The sequence below is a fragment of the Sphingomonas sp. DBB INV C78 genome, from assembly GCF_042693015.1.
GTDB lineage: Bacteria > Pseudomonadota > Alphaproteobacteria > Sphingomonadales > Sphingomonadaceae > Sphingomonas_E.
Genome location: NZ_CP170544.1, coordinates 3,138,197 through 3,158,222, shown reverse-complemented (window position 1 = coordinate 3,158,222; position 20,026 = coordinate 3,138,197). Strand labels below are relative to the sequence as shown.

The following is a 20,026-nucleotide window of genomic DNA, read 5'->3' as shown; positions in this document are numbered from 1 at the left end:
GGGCCTGTCCAGTGCCGCAGACGGCGGCGGTCGCCTCGCCAAGTTTCATGCGCGCTGCGCCGCCAATATTATATGGCCGGCAGTCCTGCGATAAGCTTGTCGAGTGTGATCGGATAATCCCTCACGCGGACACCGGTAGCGTTATGGATCGCATTGGCAACCGCCGCGCCTACGCCGCATATGCCGAGTTCGCCGACGCCCTTCGCCTTCATCGGCGAGGAGATGGGATCGACCTCGTCGAGGAAAATCACCTCCTGATGCGGGATATCGGCATGGACAGGCACCTCATAGCTGGCAAGGTCGTGATTGACGAAGAAGCCGAAGCGCTTGTCGACGGCGAGTTCCTCCATCAGCGCGGCGCCGACGCCCATCGTCATCGCCCCGATCACCTGGCTGCGCGCGGCCTTCGGATTGAGGATGCGGCCGGCCGCGCATACCGCGAGCATGCGTCGCACGCGGGTCTCACCGGTGAAGCGGTCGACCCCCACCTCCACGAAATGGCCGGCGAAGGTCGATTGCTGATACTTCTTGTGGAGGTCGCCATATTCGATGAGGTCTTCGGCCGAGATCGGCCCGTCCTTCACGGCGTCGGTAAGCTTCATCGAACGATTGCCGCTGCCGACGTGGCCGTCGGCAAAGTCCGCATCGGCATTGAAGCCGAGCTTTTGCGCGATCGCCTCGCGCAGCTTGACGCAAGCCGCATAGACGCCGGCCGTCGAGTTGTTTGCGCCCCATTGGCCGCCCGATCCGGCCGAGACGGGGAAGTCTGAATCGCCGAGTTTCACCACCACCTGATCGAGATCGACGCCCATCATCTCCGCTGCGGTCTGCGCGATGATCGTATAGCTGCCCGTGCCGATGTCGGTCATGTCGGTTTCGACGGTGACGCGGCCATCACGTTCCAGCCGGACGCGCGCGGCGGATTTGGTAAGCAGATTGTTGCGGAAACCCGCGGCGACACCCATGCCGACCAGCCAGCGGCCATCCTGCACAGTGCCCGGCTTCGGATTGCGCCGGTTCCAGCCGAAGCGCTGCGCACCCTGGCGCAGGCATTCGATGAGCTGGCGCTGGGAGAAGGGGCGATCGGGTGCCTCCGGATCGACCTGCGTGTCGTTGAGGATGCGGAACTCAACCGGGTCCATGCCCAGCTTCTCGGCCATTTCGTCGATGGCGACCTCGAGTGCCATGAGGCCCGGCGCCTCGCCGGGCGCGCGCATGGCGTTGGCCTCGGGCAGATCGAGCACGGCGAGCCTGAGCTTCGTCATCCGGTTAGCGCCGGCATAGAGCAAGCGTGTCTGTTGCACCGCCGTTTCTGGGCCGCCGCCCGGCAGATCGCCCGACCAGCTTTCATGGGCGATCGCGCTGATCTTGCCGTCCTGCGTCGCGCCGATGCGAATGCGCTGGATGGTGGCCGGACGATGCGTCGTGTTGTTCGCCATCATCGGCCGGGTGAGCGCGACCTTGACCGGTCGGCCCGCCGCCCTGGCGCCAAGCGCCGCCAGCACGGCATCGGCGCGGACGAACAGCTTTCCGCCGAAGCCGCCGCCGATATAGGGGGAGTCCAAACGCACCTGTTCCTTGGCGATGCCGAGATTTTTGGCGACGTCACCTCTGCCCCAATTGATCATCTGGTTCGATGTCCAGAGCGTCAGCTTGTCGCCCTGCCACGCGGCGATGGTGGCGTGGGGCTCCATCATCGCGTGGCTTTCGTCGGGTGTCGTATATTCGGCGTCCAGCTTGATTGGCGCGGCGGCGAAGGCGCCATCGAAATCGCCGATCAGCGAATCCTTCTCACCTTCGGGCAGCGTCGCGGAATCCTTCGCCGCGGCGAGATCGAACGCGCCCTTGCCCCGCGTATAGCGGACGCGCACGAGATTGGCCGCGGCGCGGGCCTGTTCGAAGGTCTCGGCCACGACCACGGCCACGGCCTGGTGATAATGCTCCACCTCGGGCCCGGCGAGCAGCTTTGCCGTGTTCATCCTGCCCTTGCCAAGCGGGCCGGCGGTGTCCGCGCTGACCACCGCGAGCACGCCGGGCGCTCCTTTCGCCTCGCTGAGGTCGATCGAGGCGATCCGGCCCTTGGCGATCGCCGATCCGACGACATAGCCATAGGCCTGGTTCGGCACGACATCATGACGCTCATAGGCATAAGGCGCCATGCCGGTCGTCTTGAGCGCGCCGTCGATGCGATCGGTGGGCTTGCCCAGCACCTTGCCGCGATCGAGGGGGTTGGGGCCCGCGGGCGTGACGAACTTCATGGCTCAGCCCTTCGCTTCGGAGAGGACCGCGGCGATCGTGCGCTCGGTCAGCGGCAGCTTGAAGGCGTTGTCGTGGGTGGGCGTGGCACCCGCGAGGAGGCGGGCCGCAACCGGCTTCGCTCCGCGCGGCAGATCGGCTTCCGCCGCCTCGACCCGCCACGGCTTGTGGGCGACGCCACCCACAGCGATACGGCCACTGCCGTCACGCTGGACCACGGCTGCGACCGACACCAAAGCGAAGGCGTAAGAGGCTCGATCCCGGACCTTCTTGTAGACATGGCGACCGCCGAGCGGCTTTGGCAACGTGACCGCAGTGATCAGCTCGGCCGGCTCGAGCGCGGTTTCGATATGCGGGGTGTCGCCAGGCAGGCGATGGAAGTCGGCGATCGGAATCGCGCGCGTCTCGCCGCCGGGCTTGACCGTCTCCACCGTCGCATCGAGCAGCCGCATTGCCACCGCCATGTCGCTCGGGTTCGTCGCGATGCAGGCATCGCTCACGCCGATCACGCCGAGCTGCCGACTATATCCGCCGATCGCCCCGCAACCGCTGCCTGGCTGGCGTTTGTTGCAGGGCTGATTGGTGTCGTAGAAATACGGGCAGCGGGTACGCTGGAGCAGGTTGCCGGCGGTGGTCGCCCGGTTGCGAAGCTGGCCCGAGGCACCGGCCAACAGGGCGCGGCTGAGGACCGCATAGTCCCGCCGCACCCGCTTGTCGGCAGCGAGATCGGTGTTGCGCACCAAGGCGCCGATGCGCAGGCCGCCGTCCCTCGTCGCCTCGATGCGATCGAGCCCGACACCGTTGACGTCGATCAGGTGCATCGGCGTCTCGATCTGCAGCTTCATCAGATCGAGCAGATTGGTGCCCCCGGCGATGAAGCGGGCGCCCTGCACGCGGGCGGCCGCGGAGGCAGCCTCGGCCGGAGATCCGGCGCGCTCATAAGTGAAGGGTTTCATGCCTTGATCCCCGCGACTTCGGCCATGGCCTCGGCGATATTCGAATAAGCGCCGCAGCGGCAGATGTTGCCGCTCATCCGCTCGCGCAGCTCCACATTGGTGATCTTGGGGCGCGCCTCGAGATCGTTCGTGACATGGCTCGGAATGCCGGCCCGGATTTCTTCGAGCACGGCAACTGCCGAGCAGATCTGCCCCGGCGTGCAATAGCCGCACTGATAGCCGTCATGCTTGATGAAGGCCGCCTGCATCGGATGCAGCTTTTCGGGCGTGCCGAGGCCCTCGATGGTGGTAATCCGGCTGCCCTCGTGCATGACCGCGAGCGTGAGGCACGAGTTGATCCTGCGTCCGTCGACGATCACCGTGCACGCGCCGCACTGGCCATGATCGCATCCCTTCTTGGTGCCGGTAAGGCGGAGATGCTCGCGCAGCGCGTCGAGCAAAGTCGTCCGCGTGTCGAGCTCGAGTTCGCGCCTTTGTCCATTCACTTCGAAAGCGGCTTTGACCATCGTTGATGCACTGCGGGCAGGTATCTCGGCGGCAGCCGATGGCGGCGCTGCCGTTGCCGCGACCGACGCGGCGCTACCCACGAGCATCGTCCGGCGTGTGAGCTCGAGATCTTCCGCGTTCTGCATGATCTGCCCCCATGTCCGTCGTGATCTTCTTGCCTGCGGTGATGGAAACGCGATCCTGTGTCGATTGTACCGTCATCAGGATGTGCCTTGACGCGTAGTTGGAAGAGCGAGAGGCGCTTCAGAACCATGTCATAGATGGCTCGGCTTGAAAATTGGGGTCACCTTGGTTCCGGACGACTTCGATCGTCGACGGTATCAAACGTGCGCTGCACTTGTTTGGTTGCCGCCGTCGCCATGCAGTTGCCCCCGATAATGTACGATCCGGCCCAAAAAGGGCAGCGCGATCGGGACATCGAAGTGGAAACGCCCATCCTCTTCCCATTCGCGCGCGCGCGAGCGCGGGGCCAGCGCCAATGGAAGACGGAATGGGCCGATCCACCAGCGGCGCATGACCATCGTCAGTCCATGTTCGTCCGATGGCAGGTCGAATCCGAAGCGGAAGACGCCGAAGCTTTCGACGAGCCACTGTCCCTTCTGGCTCAGCCGGCTGTGGAAGCGCTTGCCGCTGAACGAGCGCGTCCAGGTCTCCGTGCCGTCATTCTCCTCGAACGCGACGTGGAGATCGTGCGTTCCGGCGCGGGGAAATCCGACGATATATGCGATCGTCGCGGCCAGAATGTTCGTCGGTCCCGTCACTTCGGCAATGCCGTGCGCTCCGCCGTCGCGGAGCGCTTCGTGCATCGCGCGGACGGCGGGTGGCAACCGGTCGAAACGCGCGCCCATTACCCGCCTGTAAAGCGGGGGAGGGAGGATGTGCTCGGTCACCCCATGGCGGATCGCGAGTCCGTCGAATTGCGGCTGATAATCCACCAGATCTAGGCTCAGGCCAGCATTCCGGGCGCCGGTCGGCTCAAGGCCGGCAAGGATGCGGGCAACCAGTGGCGGTACCGAGAGGGCAGGAATTTCCGGCCCGTCGCCTTGGCTGGCGATGAGCGTCCAGCGGCGTTCGACGCGCTGTCCTTCGGTCATGCCGAACAATCGCACGATCATCGCCGAGCGATCGCTCCCCATCCACCCGGTCAGCCGTTGGAGCGGCCGCAATAATCCCGCCAAGGGTGCAAGGCTCGATATCAACTTCCATCGAACCAGCCAGCTTGCGATCCACAGTGCGAAAGTCTGAAATCCGAGCTCGGTGCCGGCACGGAAGGTGACGGCAGGCCGACCCGGCAGCCTTTGCGGCAGCAGCCCATGGTCAGGAACATCGACCAGCGCCACCAGGCGATGGCCCAGTGATGCCTCCCCGGCTACGGCGAAATGTTCGCGGCGCAGTTCCTGCCATCCTCTTCGCTGGGTCCAGCGTCGACTGCGCCAAAGCTTAAATGGCTGGCCAAGCTGGGCGAGGATCGCTTCGGCGACGGCTGGTCCTGCTGTGGCGCGATTGGACGCGCTGATGGCCATCTCGACCGCCCGTACATCCTCCATGCCCGCTGCGAGTTGGCGGACTGCGGCGCCGGATAGGGCAGGGACGCTGGAGGCGCCGGAGATGACGGTCACACCGGCAACCTTTGCGGCCGCATCAAGCTCTGCAATTCCGCAGACGAATTCGCGAGCATCGGCAATATCGACATAATGGACACCGGCCGCGATGCAGGCGGCAGGCACGGTGTGATCCAACCGCTGAAAAGGGCCGGAAGCATCGACGAGCAGAGCCGGCCGATGTTCAGACAAGGCGGCAGCGATGGCCGCGCGATCGATCGCGATCGGCGTCAGCCCCGATTGATCCATGCAGAAGGCTTGCGCCTTGGCGAGATTGCGCCCCGCCACAAGCACATCATGTCCAGCGGCGGCCAGCCGTCGGGCTATACGCCCGCCGAAACCGCCATAGCCGCCGAGGACGAGAATATGGCTCAAAGCAGTCGTGACGCCTGTTCGGGGTTCGGCAGCCAGCATGTGTCCCGCCTGCCGAACAGCCGATAACGATGGCGCGCGATCCAACGATAGATGGGATCACGCAGGCCGCGCGGCACGAGCCGCAGCAGGCCGAGCAGTCGCCACGGCGAGCCAAGTCCGGTCCAGATTGCCAAAACCGCATCGCTGTCGCGAAGGGCGCGATCGCCATCGACCACGATCAAGGTATCCGGGTCGGCCGGATCGATGCCGAACCGGCGATATAGCTCGGCGCCGACCGTACCCTGCATCGATGCAAGCCGGAAGCGTCCGGCACGATCATGGCGCAGCACGAATTGCGCGTTGGCCGAACAGAGCACGCACAGCGCGTCAAAGACGATGATCGGGCCCTCGGTCGCAACGGCAGCTCGGTCGCCGATGTCCTCGCTCATGCGGCGTCCCGCAGCGGCACGGTCCTTGGCTCGGTGCAGGGCATGGCGAGACCAAGCGGTCGCAACGGGTTGCCGATCAGTCCACTCACCATTGCTGCCTGTATCCAGGTCGCGGGCCACAGCTTGGACAGCGGCCCGACGAGCCGGTCGCGGATAAAAGGTAGAACCAGACTGTCGGACTGATAGACCGGCGTAAACACGGCGGTCAGCCACTGATAGAGATGGATATGTCGCCGTCTCCGGGCGACTGCGTGGTCAAGCCCTTCCGCCACACTCGCACTTTCGCGGAGGCCCTTGGCGAGCGCCCACGCGTCGAGCAGCGCCATATTGGCGCCTTGGCCGAGCTGCGGACTTGCCGAATGCCAGGCGTCTCCAATGTGAATGAGCGCCGGTTCGGCAGCCTGCCGCAATGTGCGATGCGCATAATGGGCAAAGGTGAGCTGATCAGGATCGATGATCTGATCGAGCAATGGCGCGCAGGCGGGCCAGAGCGCCAGCACTTCGGCTTTCCATGCGTCCAGTCCGCCAGCGCGCCACGCCTCCAGTTGGTCGGCTCGCAGCGACCAGAAGAAGGCGGCCTGCGGGCGTGGGGCATTTGGCGGCGTGCCGATTGGCAGAACTCCGACCATGGTGCTCGCCCGCCGATACCGCTGTTCGAGCGCAGCCATGTCGAATCTCGATCCGTCGGGCCAGTCAAGGCTGGCCCACAGCGCGCCATAGGTCAGCGCGTGGCCCGTTGGCGGTGCGAGTGGAGTGCGGGTTCCGAGCGCATCGACAACCAGATCAAAGGGGCCGGCGATGTCACCGTCGGCGAAACGCAGATATCGCTTCGCGCCGTCCGCATCACTGCCCGCGACCGTGCGTCCCGTCACGATCGGAACGCCGGCTGCCGTCACCGCATCATGGAGCAGCGCGAACAGACTCGCGCGATGGATGCCTATGCCGAAAGCGGTCGGGCGCCCGAGCGCAGCATAATTCACGTCCAGCACGACGGGCCCGGCGGCGCCTGCCTGTCCGATCAGGCGATCGATGCGAGCCCCACTTTGGAGCACGACGTCATCGAGCCCCAATTGCTCCAGAACGGCGAGGCCGGTCGGCTGTATCATGAGGCCCGATCCGATCGGTCGTGGTACCTCGAACCGTTCGAACAGCGTCACGCGGTGCCCGTCCCGCTTCAATAGCAGTGCAACGGCCAGTCCCCCCGGTCCGCACCCAGCGATAGCAATGTCTAGTGGCCCCATTCGCGTCTGCTAGCGCGAAAATCCTTTCCAACCAATGGCAGGCATCGGCGACCGACGTCGACCCAATCGCCCAGCCCGGCTGGATCGTCCGCCAGCGCTTGCGGTCAGGACGGCGAGCTTGAACGCGAGCAGGGGGTCTGGCGCGATGGCCTGTTGCCGCAGATCTGCAAGGCCGCGCTGGGCATGTGGTCGCCGCGCGAACGAACTGTCCCCTTATTCACATTGTTCGTGCAACGTGGGGTTGCGGCGGACAAGTTAAGGTGTGGAGCAGGCGGTGCGCCGTTCCTCGGTAATACGGCTTGAGGGGCCTCCAGCACACGTGTCGCCCGCGGTGACCCGGCTAAAGTTCCTCGATCCGCCGTTCCTCCTCGGTGCGCAGGCTCAATTCCGCGAAATCCAGTTCTTCCTGGAGGATGAGGAAAGCGTCAGGGCCGACGCGTTCTGCGGCGCGCAGTTCCTCAAGCCGCTCGCGCTTGCGCTGCGTAGCGGCAAGGCCAAGTCTTCGCTTCTCCTCGGCTGCGGACCCGTCACCGTCGGGCAGCAGGCCTTGGCGTCTCACCTCGAAACCATAGCGCCAGTGATCGGCGGCCGCACCGGCCTGGTTTTCCAGGCTCGCGAGTGCGGCCTCCGTCATGTCGGCTCGCGCTTCCGTCAACTCGATCGCCAGCCCATCCTCGCCATCCAGCCCGAGCCAGCGGACCATCGGGGAGAGCGTCAGGCCTTGCAGCACCAATGTGCCCAGCACGACCGCAAAGGCCGTCAGTACGATGAGGTCGCGCTGCGGAAAATCGCCGGGCAAGGCGAAAGCGGTCGCGAGCGTTACGATGCCGCGCATTCCACACCAGCCGACGAGTATGGCCTGACGGAAAGTTGCGGGCCGATACCCTCCGCGGAGCACATGAAAGCGGTGGGTCAGCCGATTGTAGAGCAGCACCCAGGCCACCCGCACGACGATGACGCACGCGACGACCGCGCATGCGAACCAGGCCGCTTCGCGCAGGCGATCGGGGCCCATCGCACCGATGATCGTCCGGGCCTGGAACCCCATGAGGAGGAAGGCGAGGACGTTGAGCAGGAACACCGCCGTCTCCCACACGGCGAAATCATGAACGCGCGAGCGGGGAGGTGTCGTCAGTCCGGCCGTGCGCGCGAGCACCATTGCGAAGGTGACGAGGCACAGGACGGCCGACAGGCCCAGCCGCTCGGCGAGAATCCAGGCGCCGAAGCCCATGACGAACTGAAGAAGATTGCCGCTGAGCGTGCCGGAGACGAGCGGCTGGAGGCGGATCATCAGCCAGGCGAGGACCAGGCCCAGCGCAATGCCGCCGGGCACGGCGATACTCACCTGTAGCGCGAGTGCCGCATCCACGCCGCCATGGCGCTCGATCAGGATCGCGGTGCTGAACAGCAGTAGTGCCGACGCGTCGTTGAGCAGGCTTTCGCCCTTGAGCAGCGAAACCGTCCGGCGCGGCATCTTCACGCTGCTCAGGATCGCGGTTGCCGCCGCGGCGTCCGGCGGGGCGACGATCGCGCCGAGTGCCAGCGCCGCAAAAAAGGGCAGGCCGGCAAACTCCATTCCCACCCATGTCACCGCGCCGGCGGTCAGGATGACGGCGATGATCGCGAGCGCGACCAGCGGACGCCAGAACTGGCGGACGGTGACCATGGGGAAATCGAACGCCGCATCGACCAGCACGGGCGCGATGAACAGCGCCAGCGCAGTATGCGGATCGAGCATGATCGTGGGAGCGCCGGGGATCAGAGCGAGCGCCACGCCTGCTGCGGCCAGCAGCGCTGGATAAGGAATGGCGGTCCGCCGCGAGACCTGAAGCAGCAGGATCGCAATCGCGAGCAGTGCGAGGAGACTTTCGAAGAAGGTCATGGCGGAAGCATCCGATCTATCCATCGCGCCGCGGCGATGCCGCTGTCCCAGGCCCCGTGCGCGGTGGAAAAATCCTGTGGCGAGCAGGCCTCCCCGGCAAAGATCAGGTGATCGCTCACCGGCCGGGCGAGCACCTTGCGGGCATCGGCTTGGCCCGGAAGCGCATGGCTGTAGGAACCGAGGATCGTGGGTTCCTTGCCCCAGCGGGTGACGGCCAGTGGCGAGAGTGCCTTGGCGAAGTCGGCGCCCAACAGACCGCCAAGCTCTTCGATCGCAAAAGCCGTCGCATCCTCATCCTCCAGTCGGCGCGCTTCGGCGCCGCCCACGAAGCATTCCACGATCGGTCTTCCCAGCGGACGCAGATAATAGCTGCCGGTGCCGGCCTGATCGAACCGGCCGAGCAGGTGCGATTCAGGTGGAACCGCGTCGGGGTCGGCCATCTTCAGGAACAGCTTGTTGGCAAGGCCCAATGGCAGTTGGGCGGCGGCGTGGAGTTGATCGTCGGCCGAAGGCGCAAAGCGGATCGCACCCTGGGCGAGCACCGTCGTGGACAGGGTGACGATCGCGGCCGAAGCGCGGAGCGTGCCGCGGTTCGTGTCGAGCCTTACGCCGTTATCTTCCGTGATCGCGGTGACACGCGTGTCGAGCGCGATCGGCAGGCCTGCACCGAGCGATGTGATGAAGGCACCATAGCCGCCCGGCAGGCGCCAGTTATTATCGCTTGCAGCCGCGTCGTAGGATGTGAAGTCGCGGGCGGAAAGGCCGTCGGTCTCCACCCCGTTTATGAAGCTGCTGAGTCCATCGATAAAAGGGCGCCAGCGGTCACCGCCGGGGATCGCATCGCTGGCGCGGTCGCTCTGCGGCGCGTTCGTCGCGAGCGCATGGACGAAGCCCTCATAAGCCTGCCATGCATCCCGCTGTGCCGCTGCGGTGATATGCAGGTCGTGCAATTGATCGCCCCAGGCCGCGTCGCTGCGGTCGATTGTCCAACCGTTCGCCCCGGCAAGCGCGGCGAGAGGATTGCGCTCCCCCGAATGAAGCCAGCCGCAGCCGAAATCGAGCGTCATCCCCCCGAGCTGGACGCTATGGGCGCGCCCACCCAGTCGCGATAGCGCCTCGATGATCAGGACGGATCGACCAAGGCTCGCGAGATGTCGCGCCGCGGCGATGCCCGCTGCGCCGCCTCCCACGATTGCCACGTCGATCTGATCCGCCATCTATTTCCCGCTTGATGAGTGACGCCCGGCCGGTTCCTTACCGGGCAACCACCAGCTTGCGGCGCGCCGCCAGAGCATCGTCGAAGGTTTTCTTCACGGGCCCGAGCGCCTGCACGAATTCGAGCTGCTCTCCTTCGGGGCCCTTGCAATAGATCAGGCGCCAGCCATTGGATTTGCCCTCGGTGATCGGATTGCTGTTGGCCTCCATCGGCGCGGCCAGCCGGTCCTTCTCGGACGTCACCGTCATCACCCGGTTGGCACGGACCTGCGTCATTCCGCGTCGGGTCGATTCCGTCTCCAGATCATGGATGAACCGGTTGAAATCGACATCGTCGCGAATGTGGAAGCAGATGTGCATCATCCGCGGAAAGGCGGGGCTCATGTGATCGAGCGGTTCGGCAAAGCTCTTCGGTCCGCCCATGGGCTCGCTGGCATCGCGATATTGCAGCAGCTCGATCACGACATTGTCGAACTGGACGAAGCGGACGTCGAGCCGCTGGCTGCCGCCCAGAAGGTCCGGCACGCCGATCGTGCGCGGATTGACGCCGCGCTCGCGCGCCTCGATTTCCTGATCGGTCAGCAGCGTATTGTGGATGCGTTCGCCCTGAAAGTCGCCGTCGCGCATCACCTCGGTCCCGCCCAGCACCTCGGTATAAAATTCGAACGCCCGGTCCATATTCTGGACCGTCAGCCCGAAATGCTGGACGCCCTGCAGGCGTGCGCCCAGTGCCGAGGAGTTGCGGTTGGCGGCTTGAAGAGGCGCGGGGACGAGGCCCGCCGCGAGTGCGGCGCCTCCCGCCAGCAACATCTCGCGACGCTCCAGACCTGCAGCGTCAGGCTCCTTATCATCCATCATCGACTCGACCTCCTGAATTAGCCAAGCGGAAACAGCGGATGCTCACCACGGAGCGGACCGGCGCGGCAGTTAAATGAAGTTAAAAATGGCACGAAATCCTGGCGGCCTCTGCCGATCGACCAAATCTGATAGTCGAACGCATTCAAAAATATCGCGGGATCGGTCCCACTTGCGGTGTCTGGTCAGGCAGGTCGACGACAATTTCGTCGACATAGCACCATCCCCAGCCTTCGGGCGGGTCATATCCTTCGATGATCGGATGTCCCGTCGCGTGGAAATGCGCCCGCGCATGGCGTCCGGGCGACTGATCGCAGCATCCGACATGGCCGCAACTCCGGCACAATCGCAGATGCACCCAGCGCCCGTCTTCCTTCAGGCACTCTTCGCATCCGCGCGAGCCCGGTGTGACGCTGCTCACGGTCGCGCTGTGCAGGCATTCGGTCACGATGATCCCCTTGCTGCCGAATTGGCGATCTTGGCATGGATCTGGGCGACGACGGCCGCCCCTTCGCCGACGGCCGCGGCCACCCGCTTGGTCGATCCCGCGCGGACGTCGCCGATGGCGAAAACACCGCTCTTACTCGTTTCCAGCGGGTGCGGGCCCTGGCCGGTTATGACGAACCCTCTGTCATCCGTATCGACACAGCCCTGAAGCCAGTCGGCATGGGGGTCGGCGCCAATAAAGAGGAACAGGTGCCGCAAGTCGCAGCGATGGGTCGACCCGTCGGCCAGGTTGCGGAAGGTCGCATGGGCAAGGCCGGAGCGCGCATCGCCTTCCAGAGCGATGACCTCGCTGCCGACATGCATCTCGACATTGGGTAGTGCCGCGATGCGGTCGACGAGGTAGCTCGACATCGTTTCCGACAGGGGGCGCCGCGCGAACAGGTGCAGGCGCTTCACGTGCGGCGCGAGGAAAGCCACGGCCTGGCCGGCCGAATTGCCGCCGCCGACCAGGGCGATCTCTTCGCCCGCACAAAGTCGCGCTTCGATCGGCGAAGCCCAATAAGAGACGCCGTTGCCCTCGAAGATATTCAGATTCGGAACATCGGGCCGCCGATATCGTGCACCCGATGCGATCACCACAGTCCTTGCCGTGATGCGTTGATCGTCGACCAGTTCGATCGCCAGAAGTTCGGCCGAGCAATCCAGCCTTTCCACCTTCAGCGGTATGGCCATTTCCGCGCCGAACTTCAGCGCCTGGCTGAAGGCGCGACCCGCCAGGGCCTGCCCGGAAATGCCCGTAGGGAAACCCAGATAATTCTCGATCCGCGCCGAAGCACCGGCCTGACCGCCGGTGGCGCGTTCGTCGAGCACGATGACCGACAATCCTTCTGATGCGGCATAAACGGCCGCTGCCAGACCGGCAGGCCCTGCACCGACGATGGCGACGTCATAGGTCGTGTTGCTGTCGAGACTCGGCACCATGCCCAGGCAGGCTGCCATTTCGGAAACGGCAGGATTCCGCAAAAAGCCGCCGTCGGGACAGACCACCAGGGGCATTTCTCCGGGCAGGATGCCAAGCCGGTCGACCATGGCCCGGCCCTCGGGATCGGTATCCACGTCGAGCACCAGGTGGGGATAGGCGCTGCGTGTGAGAAATCCCTGGAGCGCCAGAAGATCAGGGCTTCCGGGCGTGCCGATCAGGATCGTGCCGGCGCCGGCATCCTCGATCAGTTCCACCCGCCGCAAGATGAGTGCACGCATCACGATCTCGCCAAGCTCGGCCGATCCGATCATCAGCGCCCGGAGATGGGCGGGATCGAATGGGAGAGCGGTGCATCCGTCTGGTCCGGCGCGCCCTCTGGCGATTGAGGGGCGCCCGGCCAGCTGATTGATCTCGCCGCTGAACTGCCCGACCTTGTAGGTCGTGACGGCTACTTCCTCATTCAGCCCGTTGCGGCGCAGAACATCGACGGTGCCGGCGACCACCAGCCATGAAGGCGCTCCCCGTTCGCCGATCGCGTAAAGGCTCTCACCGCTCTCGAAATGCCGTTCCGGGCCGCTGGCAAACCGTCGTGCCGTCATCATCTGTGCTGCATCCAGCACCGGAAACATCTGATAGGCTCGTCGGTCCAGCGTGCTCACATCCGACTTCCCAGTTCAATGGCCACGATCAAGGAATCGCCGCCTATCATTGCGCCAGCCGGTACCGATGGGAACCATTTATTCGACTTCCACCGCTTCCGGTGCGAGCGCGATCAGATCGGCAAGTTCCGGGATATGGGCCAGATAATTCCGATAATGCGGTGGGGGCGGGGCGCTTCGGCGGCGCGATACCGCTCGCCGAACCTTTAGGGGCACGGTCCTCAGCCCGCTAGGGTTTGGCATGCTAACTGGCAGGCATGCCGATACTGGTTTGTGGGGGCGGCCCAGGGGACGGCAAGCGTGTCTTCAGCGGCTGCATATTGCTTGCGATTGTTCCTGCATGGAAACAGTCTGATCATCCGCGCGATCTTGTTGCCATGCGGCTCATCCGCAAGGATGCGCTGCGCTTTTGGCATCGGCAACCGCTCCCATGTCCAAAGTGCGAAAATGACCGCGAAAATTGCGGCATGGCTGGGGAGGTAAGGGTGGTCGCCGCGTGCTGCGGCGCTTGATCCCTCTTGCCATCAGGAGGAGGGATGATGAGGCACCGCAATTTACTGATCGCTCTGATGAACAGTGTCGCTTTTGGGGGGATGGCAGCGCCGGCTTTGGCGCAGGACGCCAAGGCGGATGGCGCGGGCATGCTCGACGATATCGTCGTCACCGCCCAGCGCCGCGAAGAGCGGCTGATCGACGTGCCGATCGCGATTTCCGCGATCAATGAACAACGTTTGGAAAATGCCGGCGTCACTACCGTCGCCAACATCGGCACCGTCGTCGCCAACATCCAGATCAACGAGACGGTCGGCAACAGCTGGAGCCCGCTGATCTCGATCCGCGGCCTTTCGCCCGCCGGCGACACCAGCCTCGGCCGCGATCAGCCGGTCGGCATCTATATCGATGGCGTGCCGGTGTCGAAATCGACCGGCGCTGCGTTCGACACCGTCGATCTCCAGCGGGTTGAGGTGCTGCGCGGGCCGCAGGGCACGCTCTACGGCAAGAATACGATCGGCGGCGCCGTCAACCTCGTAACCCGCAAGCCGACCGGTGAGTTCGGCGGCCAGGCCGTGGTCGGGATCGGCAATTATGATCAATATACCGAGAAGATGTCGGTTGATCTTCCAGCGCTGGAAGGCGGGTTTGGCGCGCTCAAGATGAAGTTTGCCGTATCCGGTCGCCAGTCCGAAGGTTTCTACGACAATACCGGCCCATCGCGGCCACATTTCGGCGAGCAGGACCAGTTCGCTGCGCGGGCCGATCTGGTGTGGGAGGCGACCGACAATTTCTCGATCGGCTATTCCTACGACATCACGGACAATGACGGCACCGGCGTCATGCTGGCGCTCAGCGCGCCGGGGCTGATTTCGCCAACGTCGGCAGTGCCGGCGCTCCGCGCGCTCTATCCGCTGATCGCCAACTCGATCTATACCGATCGCCCCGATGAGATCGGCACCGACGCAACCGGGCGCAGCAATTTCGGCGTCAACGGCCATGCGATCACTGCGGAATATGATGCGGGCACGACGGCGCTCGGCGACGTCACCTTCAAGTCGATCACCGCCTGGCGCAATCTCAAGACGCGCAGCAACAGCGATTTCGACGGCACCGTCTATGATCTGCTGCGTTTCACGCTCGACAATAATTATCACCAGTTCACGCAGGAATTGCAGGCGATCGGGACGGGCAAGGACGTCCGCTACACGATCGGCGCCTTCTACATGAACGACAGCTACAGTGTTTATAATCCGCGCTGGTCGCTCCGCTTCGGTAACGACAATCGCTATGATCTGAGCGACCGCGGCGCGGACAACGACTCCATCGCGGGCTATGGCCAGATCACCTGGAGCCCCTCCTCGCTCGACAACAAGCTCGATCTGACGGCCGGCCTGCGCTGGACGAAGGAAACCAAGCGCGTCCGCAACCTGTTCTTCTCCTACAACAACTATGCCACCAATCCGGCCAATCCGCTGTCGGGCGTGTTCCAGCGCGACGCCAACGGCAATCCGATAACGGTCAGTGGCGGCCCAGCACTCGGTGCCCTACCGGATAGCGGCGGGCCGGGGCCCTATGATCTGAGCCCGCTGGAAAACAAGAAAAGCTGGTCGCGCTTCACACCGGAAGCGAGCATTTCCTACGCGATCCGTCAGGATTTCAACATTTATGGCCGCTTCGCGACCGGCTTCAAGAGCGGCGGCTTCAACGATACCGCGGCGACCAACGATGCGTTCAATACCGCATTCGACCCGGAAAAGCTGACCTCGTTCGAAATCGGTTCCAAGGGCATCTTCGCGAACGGACGGTTGAGCCTGAACCTTGCGCTCTACCACAGCATCTACAAGGATTTTCAGGCCGGCGTGTTCGTGCCGACACTGATCACCACCAACATCATCAACGCGGGCAAGGCCACCTTCACCGGCGTCGAGGTGGAGGGGCAGGCGCGACTGTTCGACAATCTGCTGATCAACTTCGGCTACGGCTATACCGACGCCAAATATAAGGAATTCATTCTGCCTTCGGGCGAGGACGTGACCGACACCTATGTCGTGCCGCTGGTGCCCAAGCATAATTACCAGATTGGCGGCCAGTGGCGGATCCCGATCGGCGATCTCGATCTGACACCAAGCCTCAATTATTCGTGGCGGAGTTCGCAGCAGAGCACGATCGCGCCCGATCCGCTGACCAAGCGCATCGCCTATGGCGTGCTCGACGGTCGGATCACGCTGGGTGGCATCGATCTCGGCCGCGGCACCCAGGCGGAGTTCGCCTTGTGGGGCCGCAACCTGGCCGACAAGGAATATTGGACGGCCGCGATCAATCTCGGCCTGTTCACCGTCCGGCAGTGGGGTGATCCGCGCAGCTTCGGGGCGGAAGCCAGGATCAAGTTCTGACGCAGCCCGTTCATCCGTCCAGCGTATCGGGATCGGACATAAAGATGGCAGCACCGTCCACCGGCCTGTCGCGAATGGCGTTTGCCGCGCTGTTCGCGACCACGCTCGCCGCGGCGATCGGCAATATGGGACTGGTTTCGATCATGCCGGCGATCGGCCGGGAACTCGGCATTTCGGATTTCCTGATCGCCAGCATCTTCTCGCTGTCGGCGCTGATGTGGGCGATCTTCTCGCCTTTCTGGGCGGCGCGGTCGGACGTGCATGGGCGCAAGCCCTATATCCTGATCGGGCTCGGCGGATTCATATGTTCGATGCTCGGCTGCGGCCTCGTGGTGGCGGCGGGCTCGGTCGGCTTGCTGGCGCCGACTTTGGTCTTTGTCGCCTTCCTGCTCGTCCGATCCACCTATGGCATCTTCGGCTCGGCCTCGTCGGCGGCGCAGGCCTATGTCGCCGATCATAGCGCGGGCGAGCACCGTGTCCGCGCAATCGCCGGGCTGGGCGGTGCGCTCAGCCTCGGCACGATCCTCGGCCCGGCGCTGGCGCCGTTCCTGATCCTGCCGCCGGCGGGCCAGTCGGCACCCATGTTTATATTCGCGATTGGCGGCGTCCTGATTGCCGCGCTCGTCGCCGCGGTGCTGCCGCGCGACCGCGCACGACTTCACGTCGACGCCCCGACGCAACAGCAGGGTATGTCTGTAACCGCCATCTGGCGACATACCCGCGTGCGGCCTTATCTCGTCTACGGCCTCCTGATGAGTTCGGCGCAGGCCGCCAACACCTATACGCTGGGCTTCCTTGTCATCGATCGGCTCGGCCTGCCGCCCGTGCAGGCGCAGGGGGCCATCGGCATCGCCATGGTCGCCGGTGCGGTGGCCGGGCTGGTTGCGCAATGGGGGCTGATCGGCATGGGCGGACTGATGCCGCGTGCGTTGCTCCGCTGGGGCGCGGCGCTGGCGTTCGCCGGCAATATCGCGTTGGTGGCGCTGCCGAGCTTCACGGCGCTGGTGTCGGCCTTTGCGATCATCAATCTCGGCTATGGCCTCGCCCGCCCCGGCTTTTCGGCGGGAGCGTCGCTGGCCGCCGGCGAGGAGGCGCAGGGCGCCGTGGCTGGCGCGGTCAGTTCGATCGCCGGCGCCTCGATCGTCGTCTCGCCCGTGCTCGCGGTCGCACTCTACGAAATCGTGCCGGACGCGCCCTTCATTGTGCTTGGCGGCCTGATGATGGGGCTGCTCCTCTACAGCCTGTTCAGCCCGCAACTGGCGGAAACGCGGCGGCGCCAGCCGTCGATCGTTTCCTGTGAGCGATAGTTTGTCCGCGGTGGTTGCCTTGTGATGGCGGGTCCGCCCGCGATAAATTCCGGGTCGATAGAGCGCCGGGAGACGCCCCGCGAAGCCGCCTCTCCGACGCGCCAATATCTTCAGGAGAAGAATGTCATGGATCGCTATCTCGTCATCTCGTCGGACGGCCATGCCGGCCTGCCGCCCGAACGCTATCGGGACTATCTCGAAAGCCGTTTCCATGCCGAGTTCGACGAGCGCCTGCAGCGCGAGATCAAGGCGCGCGAGGAGCATGAGAAGCTGTTCCTGCTCGACGATTTCAACACCAAGTGGCGTGCCCGTGTGGGTGACGGGCTGGAAGGCGCGTGGGACCCGGTGATCCGCAATCGCGTGCTCGACGAAGATGGCGTCGCCGCCGAAGTGCTGTTCCCCGACGGCATCACCGAACGCAATGCCCCGCCGTTCGGCGCGGACGTGGGCTTGCGTCCCTTCGGCGTCGCGCCCGAGCTGCAATGGGCCGGCGCCCGTGCGCATAATCGCTGGATGGCCGATTTCTGCCGGGATGATCCCGTGCGCCGCATCGGTCTCGCGATCATCCCGGCGCTCTATGACGTCGAGGAAAATCTGAAGGAGATACGCTGGGCGCGCGAGGCCGGGCTGAAGGGCGTCTTCCTGCCCTCCTTCACGGATGGCTTCGCGATGTACAATCATCGCAAATATTATCCGATGTGGGATCTGCTGCAGGAACTGGGCATGCCGGTCCACTTCCATTCGGGTGCGGCGCCGGCTTACGACACCAGCCAGCCCGGCTGGATCGGCACTTACCTGTCCGAATTCGCCTTCTGGCTGACCCGCCCGATGTGGAGCATGATCTTCGGCGGCGTATTCGAGCTGTATCCGAATCTGAAGGTCGCCTTCACCGAGGCCGGCGGCGAATTCTGGTTCCCGTGGATGATAGAGCTCATGGATATCCGTGCCTCGGTCAAGCACACCAGCGGCAAGCTGGGCGATTACAATTCCAACCTGACAATGAAGCCGAGCGAATATTTCGCCCGCAACATCTGGGTCGGCTGCTCGGCGCTGCCGGATGAGGAAACCACCGAATCCTATTACAAGATCGGCATCGACCGGATCATGTGGGGCACGGATTATCCGCATCCCGAAGGCACCTGGCCGGCGACGCTCGAGAAGATGAGCCTCAGCCTCGGCGGATTGCCGGAAGCGGACATCCAGAAGATGCTCGCGGGCAATGCGCTCGATGTCTACGATGTCGACAAGGATGCACTCTGGGCGCTGGCGGGCAGGATCGGGCCGCGCAAGGCGCAATTCGTCAAGCGTGCCGCCTGACGACGAAGATTTGGCCCGGATTGTGAACAATCGGGGCCGCGACGCCTTTCCGTCGTCGAACCGAAACGATAGCTTCCTGCACAAAGCCGCATTCGATGCGGTGGTGCAGGGAGCGCGACTGGTGACGTGGCGGGGTATCGAGGAATTTCTCGCCGTCGTCGAAACGGGGAGTTTCACCGCGGGCGCGGAGGCGTTGGGCGTCTCCAAATCCTATGTCAGCAAGATGGTGAGCGAGCTTGAGGTGCGGGTCGGCGCCCAGCTTCTGCTACGCACCACCCGCAGGCTTTCGCTCACCGCCGCGGGCGATCTCTTCCACCAGCGTTGCCTCGACATGCGCTCCTCGCTGGTCGATGCTGAACGCCAGATGGCGCAGTTTCAGGAACGCCCGGTGGGCCGGCTGCGCGTGGGCCTCAGCGACATTTTCGGCGTCACTTTCATGTCGTCGATCGTTGCCGAGTTCGGCGCGCGGCATCAGGAAATCTCGCTCGAGGTCGTCGCTTATCTGCGCGAGGCAGATCTCGTCCAGGAGCAGTTCGACGTCGTCATCCGCTATGGCAGGCTGATTGATTCCGGGCTGAAGGCGCGGCTGTTCGGCTATCTATCCTACTGCCTGTGCGCATCGCCCGATTATGTGGCGCAGCATGGCTGGCCGCAAAATCCCGCCGACCTCGCCAACCACGCCTGCCTCACCGATCTCGGCGGCTGTTTCCATTTCAATGACGATGGCGCCGGCAATGATCGCATCAAGGTTTCCGGCCCGTGGAAAAGCAATAGCGGGATCGCGCTCGCCTCCGCCGTCCGCCATGGCCTCGGCATCGCGCAGCTGCCGATCAGCATCATCCGCGACGAACTGATGGACGGGCGGCTATTGGCGCTCGATCAGGAATGGGCCTTCTATGACAAGGAAGTATGGGCTGTTTTCTCGCCGGGGATGATGCCGGTCGCGACCCGCGCTTTCATCGATCATCTCGCGGTCAGTTTCGAGCATCGCAAGCTCAGGCCCTGGATGCGTCCGGCGATGACCGCCCTTGGCGAACATATCCGGCCGGTACGCTGAGATTGTTCACGACTGTGAACGGTGCATCCCTGCCGGGCGCCTTCACCCTTGAT

At 64.4% G+C, this 20,026-nt stretch carries 15 protein-coding genes; 4 read left to right on the top strand and 11 right to left on the bottom strand.

Going from position 1 to position 20,026, the window contains the following annotated elements; translation table 11 throughout:
• Positions 1-68 precede the first annotated feature (68 nt).
• The 11 genes from paoC to ACFB49_RS14710 all read right to left on the bottom strand — a co-directional run bounded on the left by paoC (position 69) and on the right by ACFB49_RS14710 (position 13,404).
• A complete protein-coding gene (gene paoC / locus ACFB49_RS14760) occupies positions 69-2,258 on the bottom strand; it encodes an aldehyde oxidoreductase molybdenum-binding subunit PaoC (RefSeq protein WP_380871991.1) in 2,190 nt (729 codons plus the stop codon).
• A 3-nt stretch (positions 2,259-2,261) separates the two neighbouring features.
• Positions 2,262-3,212: an FAD binding domain-containing protein gene (locus ACFB49_RS14755; protein ID WP_380871990.1), complete on the bottom strand. Its 951-nt coding sequence runs from the start codon at positions 3,210-3,212 to the stop codon at positions 2,262-2,264.
• On the bottom strand, positions 3,209-3,844 hold the full coding sequence (gene paoA, locus ACFB49_RS14750) for an aldehyde dehydrogenase iron-sulfur subunit PaoA (protein WP_380871989.1): 636 nt from the start codon (positions 3,842-3,844) through the stop codon (positions 3,209-3,211). Before paoA ends, ACFB49_RS14755 begins: the two co-directional genes overlap by 4 nt.
• A gap of 195 nt (positions 3,845-4,039) precedes the next feature.
• Positions 4,040-5,734 carry a DUF4166 domain-containing protein gene (locus tag ACFB49_RS14745; RefSeq protein WP_380871988.1) on the bottom strand — a complete coding sequence of 565 codons (1,695 nt, stop codon included), beginning with the start codon at positions 5,732-5,734 and terminating at the stop codon, positions 4,040-4,042.
• Positions 5,692-6,123 (bottom strand): thiol-disulfide oxidoreductase DCC family protein, encoded by a 432-nt coding sequence (locus ACFB49_RS14740; protein ID WP_380871986.1) that lies wholly within the window; start codon positions 6,121-6,123, stop codon positions 5,692-5,694. Before ACFB49_RS14740 ends, ACFB49_RS14745 begins: the two co-directional genes overlap by 43 nt.
• Complete coding sequence (locus ACFB49_RS14735; protein ID WP_380871985.1) at positions 6,120-7,364, bottom strand: FAD-dependent oxidoreductase; 1,245 nt, start codon at positions 7,362-7,364, stop codon at positions 6,120-6,122. Before ACFB49_RS14735 ends, ACFB49_RS14740 begins: the two co-directional genes overlap by 4 nt.
• 340 nt (positions 7,365-7,704) lie before the next feature.
• Positions 7,705-9,246 (bottom strand): cation:proton antiporter, encoded by a 1,542-nt coding sequence (locus ACFB49_RS14730; RefSeq protein ID WP_380871983.1) that lies wholly within the window; start codon positions 9,244-9,246, stop codon positions 7,705-7,707.
• The gene (locus tag ACFB49_RS14725; RefSeq protein ID WP_380871982.1) at positions 9,243-10,463 is read right to left on the bottom strand and encodes a flavin monoamine oxidase family protein; all 1,221 of its coding nucleotides are present in this window, start codon (positions 10,461-10,463) and stop codon (positions 9,243-9,245) included. The genes ACFB49_RS14730 and ACFB49_RS14725 overlap by 4 nt, the downstream gene beginning before the upstream one ends.
• Positions 10,464-10,500: 37 nt before the next feature.
• Complete coding sequence (locus ACFB49_RS14720) at positions 10,501-11,319, bottom strand: VOC family protein (protein ID WP_380871981.1); 819 nt, start codon at positions 11,317-11,319, stop codon at positions 10,501-10,503.
• Between the two features lie 142 nt (positions 11,320-11,461).
• The gene (locus ACFB49_RS14715) at positions 11,462-11,764 is read right to left on the bottom strand and encodes a UBP-type zinc finger domain-containing protein (protein WP_380871980.1); all 303 of its coding nucleotides are present in this window, start codon (positions 11,762-11,764) and stop codon (positions 11,462-11,464) included.
• Positions 11,761-13,404 (bottom strand): FAD-dependent oxidoreductase, encoded by a 1,644-nt coding sequence (locus tag ACFB49_RS14710; protein WP_380871979.1) that lies wholly within the window; start codon positions 13,402-13,404, stop codon positions 11,761-11,763. The genes ACFB49_RS14715 and ACFB49_RS14710 overlap by 4 nt, the downstream gene beginning before the upstream one ends.
• A gap of 539 nt (positions 13,405-13,943) precedes the next feature.
• Between ACFB49_RS14710 and ACFB49_RS14705 the strand changes: the two genes are divergently transcribed.
• The 4 genes from ACFB49_RS14705 (at position 13,944) to ACFB49_RS14690 (ending at position 19,973) form a co-directional block, all read left to right on the top strand.
• Entirely contained in the window at positions 13,944-16,292 is a 2,349-nt protein-coding gene (locus ACFB49_RS14705; protein WP_380871978.1) for a TonB-dependent receptor, read from the top strand.
• Between the two features lie 44 nt (positions 16,293-16,336).
• The gene (locus ACFB49_RS14700) at positions 16,337-17,599 is read left to right on the top strand and encodes an MFS transporter (RefSeq protein WP_380871977.1); all 1,263 of its coding nucleotides are present in this window, start codon (positions 16,337-16,339) and stop codon (positions 17,597-17,599) included.
• Between the two features lie 126 nt (positions 17,600-17,725).
• Positions 17,726-18,916 carry an amidohydrolase family protein gene (locus ACFB49_RS14695; RefSeq protein WP_380871976.1) on the top strand — a complete coding sequence of 397 codons (1,191 nt, stop codon included), beginning with the start codon at positions 17,726-17,728 and terminating at the stop codon, positions 18,914-18,916.
• A 121-nt stretch (positions 18,917-19,037) separates the two neighbouring features.
• Positions 19,038-19,973 (top strand): LysR family transcriptional regulator, encoded by a 936-nt coding sequence (locus ACFB49_RS14690; RefSeq protein WP_380871975.1) that lies wholly within the window; start codon positions 19,038-19,040, stop codon positions 19,971-19,973.
• The last annotated feature ends 53 nt before the right edge of the window (positions 19,974-20,026 follow it).